This is a genomic window from Rhodococcus sp. WS3 (assembly GCF_003797085.1).
Lineage (GTDB): Bacteria > Actinomycetota > Actinomycetes > Mycobacteriales > Mycobacteriaceae > Rhodococcus_F > Rhodococcus_F globerula.
On the sequence record NZ_RKMA01000002.1, the window covers coordinates 1,377,675 to 1,393,136 of the forward strand.

General features: G+C 62.2%; 15 protein-coding genes. 10 read left to right on the forward strand and 5 right to left on the reverse strand.

Annotated elements, in window-relative coordinates; all coding sequences use genetic code 11:
* Nucleotides 1–21: 21 nt before the first annotated feature.
* Genes nadD through EEB13_RS20460 form a run of 4 tightly spaced genes read right to left on the reverse strand, consistent with a single transcriptional unit; the run spans nucleotide 22 to nucleotide 4,399 of the window.
* A complete protein-coding gene (gene nadD, locus EEB13_RS20445; protein WP_072782446.1) occupies nucleotides 22–723 on the reverse strand; it encodes a nicotinate-nucleotide adenylyltransferase in 702 nt (233 codons plus the stop codon).
* Nucleotides 724–743: 20 nt separating this feature from the next.
* The gene (locus tag EEB13_RS20450) at nucleotides 744–2,201 is read right to left on the reverse strand and encodes a vWA domain-containing protein (RefSeq protein WP_033232925.1); all 1,458 of its coding nucleotides are present in this window, start codon (nucleotides 2,199–2,201) and stop codon (nucleotides 744–746) included.
* 9 nt (nucleotides 2,202–2,210) lie between these two features.
* Nucleotides 2,211–3,092 (reverse strand): AAA family ATPase, encoded by an 882-nt coding sequence (locus EEB13_RS20455; protein ID WP_033232924.1) that lies wholly within the window; start codon nucleotides 3,090–3,092, stop codon nucleotides 2,211–2,213.
* A gap of 41 nt (nucleotides 3,093–3,133) precedes the next feature.
* Complete coding sequence (locus EEB13_RS20460) at nucleotides 3,134–4,399, reverse strand: glutamate-5-semialdehyde dehydrogenase (RefSeq protein WP_045066954.1); 1,266 nt, start codon at nucleotides 4,397–4,399, stop codon at nucleotides 3,134–3,136.
* 123 nt (nucleotides 4,400–4,522) lie between these two features.
* Here EEB13_RS20460 and EEB13_RS20465 point away from each other — a divergent pair, with 123 nt between their 5' ends.
* Complete coding sequence (locus tag EEB13_RS20465; RefSeq protein ID WP_033232921.1) at nucleotides 4,523–5,626, forward strand: NADH:flavin oxidoreductase/NADH oxidase; 1,104 nt, start codon at nucleotides 4,523–4,525, stop codon at nucleotides 5,624–5,626.
* Nucleotides 5,627–5,643: 17 nt separating this feature from the next.
* Here EEB13_RS20465 and EEB13_RS20470 read toward each other — a convergent pair whose 3' ends face one another.
* Nucleotides 5,644–6,366, reverse strand: coding sequence for a GntR family transcriptional regulator (locus EEB13_RS20470; RefSeq protein ID WP_033233170.1), 723 nt, complete (start codon nucleotides 6,364–6,366; stop codon nucleotides 5,644–5,646).
* A gap of 170 nt (nucleotides 6,367–6,536) precedes the next feature.
* Between EEB13_RS20470 and EEB13_RS20475 the strand changes: the two genes are divergently transcribed.
* The 9 genes from EEB13_RS20475 to EEB13_RS20515 all read left to right on the forward strand — a co-directional run bounded on the left by EEB13_RS20475 (nucleotide 6,537) and on the right by EEB13_RS20515 (nucleotide 15,445).
* Nucleotides 6,537–7,514, forward strand: a complete 978-nt coding sequence (locus tag EEB13_RS20475) for a BMP family protein (protein ID WP_141486130.1) — start codon at nucleotides 6,537–6,539, stop codon at nucleotides 7,512–7,514.
* A 3-nt stretch (nucleotides 7,515–7,517) separates the two neighbouring features.
* The gene (locus EEB13_RS20480) at nucleotides 7,518–9,020 is read left to right on the forward strand and encodes an ABC transporter ATP-binding protein (protein WP_141486131.1); all 1,503 of its coding nucleotides are present in this window, start codon (nucleotides 7,518–7,520) and stop codon (nucleotides 9,018–9,020) included.
* Complete coding sequence (locus tag EEB13_RS20485; protein WP_261984602.1) at nucleotides 9,017–10,093, forward strand: ABC transporter permease; 1,077 nt, start codon at nucleotides 9,017–9,019, stop codon at nucleotides 10,091–10,093. Before EEB13_RS20480 ends, EEB13_RS20485 begins: the two co-directional genes overlap by 4 nt.
* On the forward strand, nucleotides 10,090–11,019 hold the full coding sequence (locus EEB13_RS20490; RefSeq protein ID WP_141486132.1) for an ABC transporter permease: 930 nt from the start codon (nucleotides 10,090–10,092) through the stop codon (nucleotides 11,017–11,019). Before EEB13_RS20485 ends, EEB13_RS20490 begins: the two co-directional genes overlap by 4 nt.
* A 10-nt stretch (nucleotides 11,020–11,029) precedes the next feature.
* Complete coding sequence (locus EEB13_RS20495; protein ID WP_141486133.1) at nucleotides 11,030–12,007, forward strand: ornithine cyclodeaminase family protein; 978 nt, start codon at nucleotides 11,030–11,032, stop codon at nucleotides 12,005–12,007.
* Entirely contained in the window at nucleotides 12,004–12,438 is a 435-nt protein-coding gene (locus EEB13_RS20500) for a nucleoside deaminase (protein WP_033232905.1), read from the forward strand. Before EEB13_RS20495 ends, EEB13_RS20500 begins: the two co-directional genes overlap by 4 nt.
* 218 nt (nucleotides 12,439–12,656) lie before the next feature.
* Complete coding sequence (locus EEB13_RS20505; RefSeq protein WP_141486134.1) at nucleotides 12,657–14,102, forward strand: MFS transporter; 1,446 nt, start codon at nucleotides 12,657–12,659, stop codon at nucleotides 14,100–14,102.
* Complete coding sequence (locus EEB13_RS20510; protein ID WP_141486135.1) at nucleotides 14,099–14,965, forward strand: ribokinase; 867 nt, start codon at nucleotides 14,099–14,101, stop codon at nucleotides 14,963–14,965. Before EEB13_RS20505 ends, EEB13_RS20510 begins: the two co-directional genes overlap by 4 nt.
* 3 nt (nucleotides 14,966–14,968) lie before the next feature.
* On the forward strand, nucleotides 14,969–15,445 hold the full coding sequence (locus EEB13_RS20515) for a GyrI-like domain-containing protein (RefSeq protein WP_141486136.1): 477 nt from the start codon (nucleotides 14,969–14,971) through the stop codon (nucleotides 15,443–15,445).
* Nucleotides 15,446–15,462 lie beyond the last annotated feature (17 nt).

Genomic DNA, 15,462 nt, shown 5'->3' on the forward strand with positions numbered 1-15,462 from the left:
TTCGTCTTCTTGGTATTGCTTCTAGTTCGAATCGGCCGTCTTGCCAGGCGCCGGTTCCGACATGGTTGTCGCACCGTCACGGCGCTCCGCGTCGACAGGTCGATACAGGTTCCGCTTCGAGATGTACTGCACCACTCCATCCGGTACGAGGTACCAGACGGGACGGTCTTCGCTTGCTCGACGCCGACATTCGGTCGACGAAATGGCAAGAGCCGGGATCTCGATCAACGTCACCGCATCGGCGGGCATCGTGTCGAGGTGAGCGGCCAGGTGCTCGGTGTTGAGATCGAAACCCGGTCGCGATACTCCGACAAATTTTGCCAATGCGAACAACTCTTCCCAATCTTGCCAGGAAAGGATGCTGGCCAGCGCATCGGCACCGGTGATGAAGAACAGTTCCGCGTCCGGATGATAAGCCCGCAGGTCGCGAAGTGTGTCCACGGTGTACGTCACTTTTTCACGGTCGACATCGACCCGGGAAACGGAAAACCGCGGGTTGGAGGCGGTGGCGATGACCGTCATGAGGTACCTGTCCTCTGCCGGGCTGACGCCTCGAGCCTCCTTCTGCCACGGTCGGCCAGTGGGGACGAAGATCACTTCGTCGAGTCCGAACCTGTCGGCGACCTCACTCGCTGCGACGAGGTGACCGTGGTGAATGGGGTCGAAAGTGCCGCCCATCACGCCGAGGCGTCGAGCACGTTCCACCGATTGTCCCTTCTGCACAGCTGCCGAGCTTACGTGTCTCACACCGGCAGCAGGCCGGACACCACGTCGGCCAGCTGCTGGGCGGAGCGGCACTCGTGCATGCTGATGACCTCGTTGTACACCTTGGCAGCCGAGTCGCCCGACCCCCACTGCCCCTTGGGCTCTGGATTGAGCCAGTGTGCGTGCTTGGCCACTGCAACCATCTGTGCGAGTGATTGCAGGTTGGGGTCGCGGTAGTTGTTGCGACCGTCGCCCAGTACCAGCAGTGATGTGCGACTGGTGATGCTCTGTGCGAACTTCTCCTGGAATACCCCGAAGGCGTGGCCGTAGTCGGAGTGACCGTCGTACGTGATCAGCTCCGCTTCACGAACCATCCGTGACATCGCGGATCCGAGGTCGGCATTCGAATCGAAGTACCGGGTGACCTCGTCGGTGGTGTCGATGAACGCAAATACGCGTACGCGGGAGAACTGCTCTCGCAGAGCGTTGACCAACAGCAAGGTGAAGTGGCTGAACCCGGCTACCGAACCGGACACGTCGCACATCACGACAAGTTCGGGACGCGCGCGTTTGGGTTTGCGCTGCACCAGATCGATCGGCACCCCGCCCGTCGACATCGATTTACGCAAGGTTCGACGCAAGTCGATGGAACCGGCTCGGCTGCGACTGCGACGGACGGCAAGTCTGCTGGCGAGCAACCGTGCCAGCGGAGTCACGTTCTTCTTGAGCGTCGTGAGTTCCGCGTCGGACGCGCGTAGGAAGTCGACTTCTTCGGCCAGCTTCGGAACACCGTAGGTGGCGACGCGCTCCTTGCCGAGATTCTCGGCCGTACGTCGACGCGTTTCCTTCTCGACCATCTTGCGGAAGTCCGCGATGCGCTGGGCCGCTGTCCGCTTGGCAACCTCCGATTGATAGTCGGAGTTGTCCTTGCCCTCACTACCGCCCTGCTGATTACCGAGTAGTCCTTCGAGGATCTTGTTGAGCAGTGTTTCGGGAGCGACGTCCCGCAACGCCTGGTATGCGGAGAACGACGGTCCGTTGCTCGACTGGTACTGCCCCAGCTCTTCGACCATCGCGGCAGTGAGAAGCTCGGTCAGCTCCATGGCCTCGTCGCTGCCGTCGGTCAGCAGTTCGGCGATCAGCTCCCGCAGCGCCTGCAGATCGAGGCTGCCGTCAGGCTTACGAGGCAGGCTGACGTCGACGTCGCCCACCGCACGGTCGCCGATCGCCCGCGGGAACCACAGGTCGAAAACGGCGTCGAAGGTCGCGCGATGGGTGGGCCGGCGCAGCAGCGAGCAGGCCAGCCCTTCGCGGAGCGCTTCACGATCGAGAAGATCGAGGACCGACATGACCTGGCCGGCGTCGACGGTCTCGGAGGGGCCGACCATGATGCCGCGTCGGCGAAGGGCCTCGACAAAATCGACGAGGTGACCTGGCAGACCGTATGGCGCCGCCAGTCCACCCGGCTTGATCGGTGACGTACCTCCGAGTGCCATGACCAGACCTCAGTTCAGCCGAAGTTCGGCGGTGGCTCGCACCTGATCGGACTGGTGCTTGAGGATGACGCCGAGTGTTGCGCGTACGGCGTCGTCGTCGAGTGTGTCCATGCCAAGGGCGAGGAGCGTGCGTCCCCAGTCGATGGTCTCGGACACCGAGGGAACCTTCTTGAGCTGCATGCCGCGCAGAACCCGGATGGTGTTGACCAACTGCTCGGCAATGGCTTCGGGCAGTTCGGGGACACGGCTGGCAAGAATGCGACGTTCGAGGTCTGCATCCGGGAAATCGAGATGCAGGAACAGGCAACGACGCTTGAGTGCCTCGGACAGCTCACGCGTCGCGTTGGATGTCAGCACCGTGAACGGCTTACGTGTTGCGGTAATGGTTCCGAGTTCCGGGATGGTGACCGCGAAGTCGCTGAGAACTTCGAGCAGCAGTCCCTCGATCTCGACGTCGGCCTTGTCGGTCTCGTCGATCAACAGGACTGTCGGGTCTTCGCGGCGAATCGCTTTGAGCAACGGGCGCGCGAGAAGGAATTCCTCCGAGAACACATCGGCCTTGGTGGAATCCCAGCTGTGGTCCGAGCCGGACTGGATGCGCAGGATCTGCTTCGCGTGGTTCCACTCGTACAGCGCACGAGCCTCGTCGACGCCTTCGTAGCACTGCAGGCGCACCAGCTCGGCGCCTGTCGTCTGGGCTACCGCACGCGCCAACTCGGTCTTACCGACACCGGCCGGTCCCTCGATGAGCAGGGGTTTGCCCAGTCGGTCGGCGAGAAACACTGCCGTTGCAGTGCCCTTGTCGGACAGGTAACCCGTCTCGGCCAAACGCTCGATCACGTCGTCGACGCTCGAGAAGAACGGTGTTGTATCGGGAAGAGCTCGGTCCACGGTTAACTCCTAAAAAGGGTGGGGCAAGTCCAGGTGAACGATCAGGCGGGTCGGGTGTGTCCGTCGCCCCAGACGATCCACTTGGTGGACGTCAGTTCCGGCAACCCCATGGGGCCGCGTGCGTGAAGTTTTTGCGTCGAGATGCCGATCTCGGCTCCGAATCCGAACTGCTCGCCGTCGGTGAAGGCAGTTGATGCGTTGACCATGACGGCTGCTGCGTCGACGCGCGCGGTGAACTCGCGGGCAGCCGAGAGATCCGACGTCACGATTGCCTCGGTGTGGCCGGTGCCGTACGTGTCGATGTGCTCGACTGCCTCGTCCAGGTCGGCAACAACCTTGAGTGCGACGTCGAGGGTGAGGTACTCGTTCGACCAGTCGTCCTCGGTGGCCGGAACGAGGCCGGGCAGATCGCCGTGAACAACAACGTCATGCATCTGCAGCGCCTGAAGCAGTGCGGGCACCGCGGTGTCGGCAATGGCTTTGTCGACCAGGATCGTCTCGGCGGTGTTGCACACGCTTGGCCGACGGGTCTTGGAGTTGAGAACAATCTTCTCGGCCATCACCAGATCGGCAGCCGAGTGTACGTAGACGTGGCAGTTTCCGACACCGGTCTCGATGGTGGGGACAGTGGCGTCACGAACGACGGCACTGATCAGGCCGGCGCCGCCGCGCGGGATGACAACGTCCACGAGACCACGGGCCTGAATCAGATGCGTCACCGTGGACCGGTCTGCGCTCGGCAGAAGTTGAACGGCGTCTTCGGGGAGCTGCTGCGCAGCCAACGATGCGCGAAGAGCGACCACAAGAGCTTCGTTGGATTTGACTGCCGACGACGAACCGCGAAGCAGTGCAGCATTTCCCGACTTGAGGGTCAGACCGAACGCGTCGACCGTGACGTTGGGGCGGGCTTCGTACACCATGCCGACAACACCGAGCGGGACGCGCTGCTGACGCAGTTCCAGGCCGTTGGGCAGTGTGGAGCCGCGGAGCACTTCACCGATGGGGTCGGGTAGTCCGGCAACCTGACGCAGACCCGAAGCGATGCCTTCGATGCGATCCGCTGTCAGACGCAATCGATCAAGCAGCGATTCCTCGGTACCCGCAGCTTTCGCGGTGTCGATATCGACGGCATTTGCCGCCAGGATCTGATCACTTGCGGCAAGAACCGCGTCGGCCGCGGCGTGGAGCGCGCGGTCCTTCTGTGCTGTGGTCAGCAACGCCAGGACCCGCGAAGCCTTACGCGCCCGGCGGGCAGCCTCGTGCACTACGTCGCGAGTGTCCGAGCCGGTGGAAGTTACAGCAGTCATGAATACACATTAGCCATTGGCTCCGACGCGTTCCTTTCGGGAATGATTCGGACTGTTACCGCTGTTGCACGGGATCGACCACCTTCGGGTGATCCTCCCCTTCCCCGAGTCAGGAGTTACTCCGTGAGCGTGCTGTTCGAACCTCTCACCTTGCGCGGCGTCACCATTCCCAACCGCGTGTGGATGGCACCGATGTGCCAGTACTCCGCTGATGTCATCGGCGATCAGGTGGGAGTGCCCAACGAATGGCATCGAACGCATCTGGCGAGCCGAGCTATCGGTGGTGTCGGCCTGATCCTCACCGAGGCGACCGCTGTGAGCCCGGAAGGACGAATCAGCCCCGCCGATCTCGGTATCTGGAACGAGCGGCAGGCTCGCGCGTTTGCCGAGATCAACGCGCAGCTCGCGTACTTCGGAGCGGTGCCCGGAATTCAGCTGGCGCACGCCGGCCGCAAGGCGTCGACGAAGGTTCCGTGGCGTGGCGGTAGATCGCTCGACCAGGAAGACCGCCTGTCCTGGACGACCGTCGCCCCGAGCGCCGTGGCATTCGGTGATTACCTAACGCCCGCGGAACTGACAACAGATGCGATTGCCGGCATCGTCGCCGACTTCGCGGCGGCAGCCACCCGCGCGCTTCAGGCGGAGTTCAAGGTCGTCGAAATTCACGCGGCGCACGGATACCTGATCCACCAGTTCCTCTCCCCGCTCAGTAACAAGCGAACGGATCACTACGGCGGCAGTTTCGAGAACCGCATCCGCTTCCTCCTCGAAATCCTCACGGCGGTTCGAGAAGTGTGGCCCGCCGAGTTGCCCCTGTTCGTCCGTGTGTCAGCCACGGACTGGGTCAGCGAGGAGCGTGGGCTAGAGGTCGGCAGTTGGACTGCGGATCAGACTGTGTCACTTGCCAACATCCTCACCGACTACGGCGTCGACCTCGTCGACGTGTCCACTGGCGGTAATTCGCCGGGTGTACAGATCCCGGTCGAGCCCGGCTACCAGGTTCCCTTCGCCCGCCGGATCCAGAACGAATCCCTGGTTCCCGCAGCTGCAGTCGGACTGATCACCGAACCCGAGCAGGCAGAGAAGATCGTCGAGGACGGCAGTGCGGTGGCCGTGCTGTTGGGACGCGAACTCCTGCGTGATCCCTACTGGGCACGGCGCGCCGCACGTGAGCTGAATGCCGAAGTAGGACCGCGAGTTCCGTCGCAGTACGCCCGCGCATTCTGAAGGCAGGCGCAGGCACCTCAGCTTCGAAGGCGGCCGCGGCGTCGAGTCTTTGTCGCTTCGACGGGATCGATGCTGCGCTCGGCCCAGATCGACGCGAGGTGCAAGCTCATTTCCCGACCGGAATGGACGTGTGAAAATGCAGATGCAGCAGCGCGATCCGGATCGCGCTCGGCTATCGCCGCATAGAGGTGTTCGTGTTCGGCGCACTGTTGTCCGGGATCACGGTCTTTGGTGAGATGAAACAGCCACTGGACGCGCGCCTCGAGTGGCCTGAGCAACGACTCGAGCAGCGGGTTCGCCGACATCTCGACAATCATCGAGTGGAACCGTGCGTTTGCCGCGGCAATCGCCGGCTTGTCGTTCAATGCGGTTGCCGCCCGCGCTGTTTCGAGCTGGGCAGAAAGCGCATTCAGCGAGTCGGCGTCCGCGCGTTCAGCGGCCAGCCTCGCTGCCAGCACTTCGAGACTCTCGCGAACATCGAAGAGGTCCCGCACGTCGTCGACGGTAAACGGAGAGACAATCGCTCCCTGCCTCGGCACCAGGACAACAAGTCCATCCTGTTGCAGCAGTGAGAGCGCCTCGCGCAGCGGGATGCGGGAGACATTCAATTCAGCAGCCAGATCGCGTTCGATCAGTCGAGCGCCCGGAGCCAGCACCAAATTGACGATGCGGCCACGAATCTCGTCATAGGCGATGTCTCGCAATGATTTTCGAGTATCCACCGGAACTTCTGTCGACACGGGCACTCCTTCGATCTTCTTCTGCACTCGAGTTGAGCGTAGCGGTGCACGATCCCCCGGGACGCGGTGTGCAGTCCCTTACGTATCGGTAACACCGACGAAATACGGGTCCTCCATTCTTCTACTTAACGGTATACCGCTAAGTGCTCGAACGAACTCAGGAGAACCCGATGAAACTTCCTCTCGCACTCGCAGCAGTCGCAGCCACCGCATTGACCTTGACTTCCTGCAGTTCAGCCGACTCCGAACCGTCGAGTGACGCCCTCTCCGTCGGCGTCTTCTTTCCCGGTTCGATCTCGGATACAGGCTTCATGGAGTCCGGCTACCTCGGCTACCAGCGAATGGTCGAGACGTACGGCGACCGGATCGACGCCAGCTACGTCGAGCAGGTCGCCGCAGCGGACTACCAGCAAGCCCTCCAGCGATTCGCGTCGACAAACGACCTGGTCATCTCCGTCGGCGGCCAAACCGACGCCGACGTCCGAAAAATCGCCGCACAGTTCCCCGACGTCAAGTTCGTCGAAATCGGCGGCCCGGCCGATGCAGTTCCGCTCGACAATCTGGCCTACTACGACCCCCAGCAGGCCGAAGCCGAATTCCTTTCCGGCGCAGTTGCTGCGAGCGTGTCCAAGACCGGCACCGTCGGATTTGTCGGTGGCGTGGAACTCCCCGCAATTGTCAACGCAGCATCGGCATTCCAATCCGGAGCCACACTGACGCGCCCGGATATTCGAATCCTCAGCCCACAATATGTCGGCGACTTCAACGACCCAGCCAAGGCCAAGCAAGCTGCCAGCGCCGAATTTTCCGGTGGCGCTGACGTTCTCGGACAGATCGTCAACCTCGGTAAGCAGGGATTGCAGCAGGCTGCCCGCGAAGCCGGCGGCACCATGAGCGGTGGACCCATCCCCGGCGACTGCAGCGATCCCACCTATCTCGGCTACGTCCGCACCGACATCGGAACCGAAATCGAATACGCGGTGTCCTCGACACTCGACGGCACGTGGGCCGCCGAACAGGTTCCCTTCGGACTCACTTCCGACAAGGGCGGCACCGACTACGTGCTGTGCAGCAGCGACCCCGCAGCCGCGGCCGCGTTGACGAAGGCCAAGGCAACCGTGGCCGATGGCACCGTGAAGTTGTACTGACCAATGGCCACACTGACACTGAACGGCGTTGGCAAGCGTTTCGGATCGGTATCCGCGTTGACCGATGTCACGATGACCGTCGCCCCGGGCTCGGTGCACTGCATCCTCGGCGAGAACGGCGCGGGAAAGTCGACGCTGTGCAACATCGTCTTCGGCTCCACGACACCGTCATCAGGCACGATGACACTCAACGGCCGTACTTATACGCCGCAGTCCCCCGCCGACGCCATAGCTGCGGGAATTGCGATGGTCCATCAACACTTTTCCCTGATTCCGACCATGACCGTCCGTGAGAATCTCCTGCTCGGCACCAAAGGTTTTCGCCTTCCGGTCGATGCGCTGACCGCCAAGCTCGACGTCATCTCACAGCAGTACGGCTTGACCGTCGACCTCGACGCGTTGACGTCCGACCTGCCCGTCGGATCTCGCCAGAAAGTGGAAATTGTCAAAGCTCTGCTACGAGATCCCGAGCTGGTGCTACTCGACGAACCGACTGCTGTCCTCGACCCCGGTGAAATCGATTCACTGATCGGAACATGCCATGCACTGGCCGCGGCCGGCACATCAGTCGTACTCATCACGCACAAACTCGGTGAGGTCGCCTGCGCAGCCGACGCGGCAACGGTACTGCGCGGCGGAAAAGTCAGTGGCGGTGGGCTTCTCACGGATACATCGATTTCCGACCTTCTCACCGACATGGTGGGTTCTGCTGCGCCCCTCTCCCACGCCCGGGTGGTCAGGCGCCCCGCTTCGCGCGAGCCCGGACTGACACTCGCCAACATCTCGTTCACGCGCCCGGATCGAAGCGAAGCACTCACCGGTGTCGACCTGACCGTGTATCGAGGTGAGATCGTCGGTATCGCGGGCGTCGAGGGTAACGGCCAGAGCGAGTTGGCTTCGATCCTCTCCGGCGCAATAACGGCAGACACCGGGAAAATCCTTCTCGACGCGGTGGACCTCACGGGTCTCGACCCCGCAGCACGAACCAGGATCGGCCTCGGGGTGGTCCCCGAAGATCGACACGCTGAGGGGATCGTCTCGGAGTTGACAGTCACCGACAACCTGCTTCTCGGCCGGTTGAAGGATTACACGCGGTTCGGACTGCTCGACCGCGCCAAGATGGCTGCCCGAACGGCAAGTGCGATCGACGAATACTCCATCCGCGCCGATGGCCCTGGCGCCCCGATGCACTCGTTGTCCGGGGGTAATCAGCAGAAAGTTGTACTCGCCCGCGAACTCTCGATCGACGGGCTCGCAGCGGTGGTCGCAGCGCAACCGACCCGTGGTCTCGACATCGGCGCAGTCAGCTTTGTGCTCGACAGACTCCGCCGGGTCGCCGACGCCGGGACTGCCGTGCTTGTCATCTCCAGCGAATTGGACGAACTGATGGCTGTGTGCGACCGGATCTTCGTGGCCTACCGCGGGCAGTTGCTGGGACCGATTGATGCGAATTCTGCTGCTGCACAGAACAAGATCACCGAACTGATGATGGGAGTGGCAGCGTGAGACGACACCCACTGGTCATCGGATCGGCCGCCCTCGCGATTGCCGCACTGATCGGCCTCCTTCTCGCCGCGGCCGCCGGTGCCGGCCCGGCCGAGACCACTGAAGCGCTTTTCGACGGCATGTTCGGGACACCCTTCGCCATCGGCACGTCCTTGAACAACGCAGCACTGCTCATGCTCATCGCAGCGGGCTTCACCATCGCCTACCGGGCGGGTTTGGTCAATGTTGGCGGCGAAGGCCAGATGGCCTTGGGAGGCATCTGCGCGACAGCCGTCGGTGTGTCGCTTCCGGAGGGAGTTCCGGCCGGACTGGGCATCGTCCTGGTACTGGCGTCCGCTGCCGCCGGTGGGGCATTCTGGGCGTCGATCGCTGCGTACCTGAAGGTTCGGCGCGGTACCAGCGAAATCATCACGACCCTCCTCCTCAACTTCGTGGGTCTCGCGGCCGTCGTACTCGTTGTTCACGAACCTGCGCTACTGCGCCAGCCCGTGACTTCGTCCGAGACCCTTCCACAGTCCGAGCCGCTGAAAGAATCCGGCCAGCTTGCACTACTCGGCTTGCACAAGTCACCCGCAACCATCGCACTGCTCATCGCACTCGTCGCAGTCGTCGCAGTGGGAGTCCTGCTCCAGCGCAGCGCTATCGGACTGAAGCTGCAATCGGTCGGCTTGTCACAGAAAGCTTCTCACCGTCTCGGAATCCCCGTCGATCGAACCCGATTCCTGAGTCTGACTGCCGCTGGGGCCTTTTCCGGAGTCGCCGGGGGCATGATTGTCGCCACCGCACCTTTCGTTTTAGCCGAAGGTTTCTCGTCCGGATTGGGGTTCACCGGACTTGTTGTCGGCTTGCTCGCCCGCGGGTCCATGACGGCAGTCGCGGCTGTTTCCCTTCTTCTCGGATTCCTGGTCTCGGGTGGCATCAATCTCCAACTGGCAGTGGGTGTTCCCGCGGCAACCGTGTCAGTCGTCGAATCCGTTCTCATCATTCTCATCGCAGGCAGCGCACTGTGGACCACGACGTCCGCCGTGCGCACGAGAAAGCCCGCACCGAGCCAGGAAGTTGTATCGGTATGAGTACTGCAGTGATCACCGGAATCGTCACCAGCGGAGTCAGCTTCGCCGTTCCCTTGTTGGTTGCGGCAAGCGGCGAATCGATCAGTGAACGTGCCGGTGTGCTCAACCTCAGCATGGAGGGAATGATGCTGACCGGCGCCTTCGCGAGCGTTCTTGCGACTGTTACCACCGGCTCCCCCGTCCTCGGTGTGGTGGCCGGAGTCATCGCGGCCACCGTTTTCGGCATCGCACAGGCTCATCTGAGCGTTCACCTACGCGCAGATCAGATCGTCATCGGAGTCGCCGGAAATGCTCTCGCCTTGGGTCTGACAACCTTCGGATCCCGAGTACTCCTGTCCGACGGAAAAGGTCAATCGATCGACGGATTCCACAGCGTCGATATCCCCGTACTCAGTGACATACCTTTTGTCGGGCCCACGTTGTTCGGCCAGACCCTGCTCGGATATCTCTGCATCGCACTCGTCGTTGCCATGGCCGTTCTGTTCTCCAAACGGACTGTGCCCGGTCTGACCATCGACGCTATCGGCGAGGACGCACTCTCGGCCGATTGGACCGGACTACCGGTACGACGCGTTCGATATCTGTGTGTCCTTCTTGCTGCTGCCGCGGGCGGCCTTGCCGGCTCGCAACTTGCACTCTCGGAAGTTCATTCGTTCAGCGACAACATGACCGGTGGCCTCGGCTACCTCGCAGTTGTTGCCGTCATCGCCGGCGGATGGCGAATACTCGGCATCGTCTATGCCTGCGTGTTCTTCGGAATCGCACAAGCACTGCAGTTTGCATTGCCCGCTCTCGGCATCGACATTCCATACGCACTGCTCGTCATGCTGCCGTATGTCATCGCGATCGTCGCGATCAGCGGATTCATCGGGGGCCGTAGCGCACCGTCCTGCTTGACCATTCCCTACACCGGCAACAGCCGATAAGGACCCATTCATGACTTTGATTCTCAACCACTCCGACATCACGACGTTGATCGACCGCAGCGAGATCTACGACGCTGTCGAGCGCGCCCATGCCGACCTGGCTCGGGGCGACGCATTCAACCCACAACCATCCGCGATGCCGTTGCCGAACGGCGGAAACTCGATTCCGATGACTGCGGCAACAGCGCAGTCGAGTTCGGTCAAACTTCTTTCGGACATGCCTGCCAATGCCGCTCGCGGCCTGCCGACTCAGCGCTCTACGATCATTCTCTCGTGTGCGGAAACCGGCGAATGCGAAGCGGTACTCGACGGGCGAGCAATTACCGCAATCCGTACGGCCGCAGCCAGTGCTGTTGCCACGGAATATCTTTCCAGGAAATCAAGCACTGTTCTCGGCGTTGTCGGGGCCGGAACCTTGGCTGTGGAACACACGCGCGCGATTGCACGCGTTCGAGGAATCGAGAAGGTTCTCGTCTGGTCGCGCTCCGCGACCACGATCCGGACGTTCGAGGAACGCATCGCTGATCTGAACCTGGCCGTCGAGCGATCGGAATCCCCCCGAGCCGTCACCTCGGCAGTCGATATTCTGTGCACGCTGACGCCGTCACACTTTCCGATCGTATCGGGTGATTGGTTCCACCCGGGCCTTCACGTCAATGCCGTCGGCGCTCCTCCGAGAGGAGATTGGCGCGAAATCGATTCTGCCGGAATGCGAGTGGCATCACTGTTCGTCGACGCCACGTCGACGACTCTTGCCAAATCCGGAGATGCCCTGCTCGCTATTGCCGAAGGCGCCATCACCGCTGAAGACCTTCACACCGAAATCGGACACGTCATCACCGGACAGAAGCCTGGGCGCACATCGAGCGACCAGATCACGTTGTTCAATTCGGTCGGAATCGGCCTTCAGGATCTGGTCACCGCGCGAATACTGCTCTCCCGTGCCCGCGCCGCCGGCGTGGGAACAGAATTGGATTTGACGGCATGAACAACGTCCACCTCCGCCGGGCAATCGCACTCGCGGCCGAAGCCGCAGGTGGCGGCAATCGGCCGTTCGGCGCCGTACTCGTCGGTGAGAACGGAACCGTCATTGCCGAAGGCCGCAACGAAGTGACGTCTTCCGGTGACCCGACGGCGCATGCAGAATTGGTCGCGATCCGCGGCGCCGCAGACGGTTCCACTACAAATGCGACGATGTTCGCGAGCGGTGAACCATGCCCGATGTGCAGCGCCGCAATGGTGTGGGCGGGCATCACCCACATAGTTTTTGCGGCGACGGAATCAGAGTTCTCGAAAATCCTCGACGGCGGTCCGCGATTCAAGCTGGGATGCGCGGAGATCATCGCCGCCGCAGATGTCGAAGTTTCCGTCGTCGGTCCGCTCCTCGAAGCCGAGTCCCTCGCCGCCATGCGGGGGTGAGGCTGATACCGTGAATGTCTTACTTGCCGGACGTCCGGAGCCCACCAGGGCTTCGGACACTGCCGCGAGCCAGAGCCGAGCGACGGGGGTCGCATCGAGCCACAGGGCCCGCGGACATCATGTTCCCAACCGGCTCATCGGCGAGTGGGCAAGACAAAGATGCGTGCATCAGGTACGTGCCCCGCTCGGTTCGATGATTGCGCTGGGGAGCGCATGTCATGACAACACCAGAGAACTCGATCAGCGCTCTCGAAGTGGCCGAATCACCTGATGTCACCGTCACCGACGACGCATCGGTGAAACGGGCAGTCAAAGCGACCATGCTCGGAAATGCCATGGAGTGGTTCGATTTCGGCGTCTACGCCTATCTGGCCACCACTATCGGCAAAGTATTCTTCCCAGAGGCCAGTGGCAGTGCGCAATTGCTGTCGACCTTCGCGATCTTCGCTGCTGCCTTCATCGTCCGGCCATTGGGTGGCCTGTTCTTCGGACCACTGGGTGACCGCATCGGCCGCAAGAAAGTCCTGGCCGCCACCATAATTCTGATGGCCGGCAGCACCTTTGCCATCGGTCTCGTACCGAGTTACGAGTCCATCGGCATGGCGGCACCGATACTGCTCGTGCTCCTTCGCCTACTGCAGGGGTTTTCCACGGGCGGCGAATACGGTGGTGCCAGTACGTTTGTCGCCGAATACGCCCCGGACAAGCGTCGCGGCTTCTTCTCCAGCTTCCTGGAATTCGGCACCCTGGCCGGCTATGTCGCCGCGGCGAGCCTTGTGACGATCATCCAAACAGTGGTCAGCCCGGAAGAGCTCCTCCAGTGGGGCTGGCGCATACCGTTTCTCCTTGCCGGGCCTCTCGGCCTGATCGGCCTCTACCTGCGCCTTCGACTCGAGGAGACGCCCGCGTTTCAGCAGATGGAACAGGCCGAAGAACGTTCTCTCGCCGACGAATCCACGGGGAAGAAACTGCGCGAAACGCTGGTCGAGAACTGGCGACCACTTGTTCTGTGCATCGTGCTGGTCGCGACCTACAACATCGCTCACTACGGCCTGCTCAGCTACATGCCGACCTATCTGACAAATACCCTCGGCTACGACGAATCCCACGGACTGGTTCTCATGATCGTGGTCATGCTCGTCATGATGGTCGGCATCAGCTACGTCGGCAAATTATCCGATCGGGTGGGACGTAAGCCGTTGCTGCTCAGCGGTTTCATCGGATTCTTCGTGTTGTCGCTGCCTGCGTACCTGCTGATCGGAGTGGGCAACTACGTCACCGTTTTCCTCGGACTCGCCATTCTCGGCGGACTGCTTCTCCTGTTTGTCGGAGTGTTCCCCTCGGTCCTTCCCGCACTGTTCCCGACCGGAATCCGATACGGCGGCTTGGCAATCGGATACAACCTTGCCGTGTCGATCTTCGGCGGCACCACTCCCCTGGTCTTGACGGCACTCGAGAGTTCGACCGGTAGCAATCTTGTCGCGCCGATGTACATGATGATCGCCGCAGTCATCGGCGGCATCGCGGTGCTGATGATTCCGGAAACAGCGCGCAAGCCACTCGAAGGCTCACCACCGGCGGTGTCCACCGACGAAGAGGCCAGGCGGATCATCCGCAGGGTTCGACGGAAGAAAACTGCTGCCGCCGATAACCTGGAGGTATGAGCAAGCCCCGCATTGTTGTCGTCGGCAGCATCAACATGGACCTGACCACCTCGGTCCCCCGATTTCCTGCCCCCGGTGAAACCCTGCTCGGCACTGCCTTTGCCACTACGCCAGGTGGCAAAGGCAGTAATCAAGCGATCGCGGCAGCAAAGGCAGGCGGTGACGTCACGTTCGTCGGCGCAGTCGGCGACGACGGTTTTGCTACCCAATTGCGCAGCACTCTCGCCGACGCCGGGGTGGAGACCTCACTGCTGCGTAGCGTGAACGGTGCCAGTGGAGTTGCCGCAATTACCGTCGACGCTGACGCCGAAAACAGCATCATCGTGGTTGCCGGCGCAAATGCTTCCGTCACCGAGTTGACCGAACACGACCTCGGTGCCATCGCTGGCGCGGATATCCTGCTGTGCCAGCTCGAAATTCCCCTTGCCACTGTTACCGCCGCGGCACGACACGCCCGGCGAAACGGCACCGTCGTCATCCTCAATCCCTCACCGGTGCAGGACCTTCCGGAAGAGCTGATCGGCTCGGTGGACATCCTGATCGTGAATCACACCGAATCGACCCAGCTCGGCTCGGTCACCGATCGAGTTCCGTACCTCGTCACAACACTGGGCGCGGGCGGTGCCGATCTGCGCGAGCGCGACACGACCGTTCACGCGGATTCCCCGACGGTGACGCCCGTAGACACCACCGGCGCGGGTGACGCCTTCACCGGTGCCTTCGCGGTGGAATGGGTACTCGACAGCGATCGCGCTCTGCACTTTGCCGCCATCGCAGGCGCTCTCGCAACTACTGTGAACGGCGCAGCGGTGTCATCGCCGACCCGATCCTCCATCGAGCGTCACTTACCGAAACGAGGCTGAAAGATGACCGACTACGAAGTTTCCGTGAAGTCCGTGCCCACCGTCCGGGTGGCGGAGTTGACCGGCACCGCCGAAGCCATGGACCCGTCGTCGATCGGCCCGGTTGTCCAAGGACTCTACGACCAGCTCAGCGCCGGATTAGGACGCGCCGGTCTGGTTCCGACCGGCCCCGCGATCGCGTACTACGAAGATGCCGATGACGGGGCGAAGACCGTCGTCCACGCCGCTTTGCCAGTAGAAACGGACCTCAGTGACGAATATGACTTCACCGTGACCGATCTGCCTGCCGAACCCCAGATGGCGACGCTCCTGCACACCGGGTCGATGGACAACTGCCTACCCGCCTACCAGGCACTTGGCCACTGGATCGAGCAGGGCGGATACCGCGCGGCCGGGCCGAGCCGCGAGGTGACCTTGGCGTTCACGGGTGACGCCGACGGCTGGGTAACCGAACTTCAGCAGCCGATCGAGAAGGTCTGAAACGCCCACCTGTCGGT

Bases quoted from the DNA above. Each gene is read 5' to 3' on its own strand.
- EEB13_RS20450 (WP_033232925.1), bottom strand. From the start codon at position 2,201: ATGGCACTCGGAGGTACGTCACCGATCAAGCCGGGTGGACTGGCGGCG.
- EEB13_RS20460 (WP_045066954.1), bottom strand. From the start codon at position 4,399: ATGACTGCTGTAACTTCCACCGGCTCGGACACTCGCGACGTAGTGCAC.
- EEB13_RS20475 (WP_141486130.1), top strand. From the start codon at position 6,537: ATGAAACTTCCTCTCGCACTCGCAGCAGTCGCAGCCACCGCATTGACC.
- EEB13_RS20480 (WP_141486131.1), top strand. From the start codon at position 7,518: ATGGCCACACTGACACTGAACGGCGTTGGCAAGCGTTTCGGATCGGTA.
- EEB13_RS20490 (WP_141486132.1), top strand. From the start codon at position 10,090: ATGAGTACTGCAGTGATCACCGGAATCGTCACCAGCGGAGTCAGCTTC.
- EEB13_RS20495 (WP_141486133.1), top strand. From the start codon at position 11,030: ATGACTTTGATTCTCAACCACTCCGACATCACGACGTTGATCGACCGC.
- EEB13_RS20500 (WP_033232905.1), top strand. From the start codon at position 12,004: ATGAACAACGTCCACCTCCGCCGGGCAATCGCACTCGCGGCCGAAGCC.
- EEB13_RS20505 (WP_141486134.1), top strand. From the start codon at position 12,657: ATGACAACACCAGAGAACTCGATCAGCGCTCTCGAAGTGGCCGAATCA.
- EEB13_RS20510 (WP_141486135.1), top strand. From the start codon at position 14,099: ATGAGCAAGCCCCGCATTGTTGTCGTCGGCAGCATCAACATGGACCTG.
- EEB13_RS20515 (WP_141486136.1), top strand. From the start codon at position 14,969: ATGACCGACTACGAAGTTTCCGTGAAGTCCGTGCCCACCGTCCGGGTG.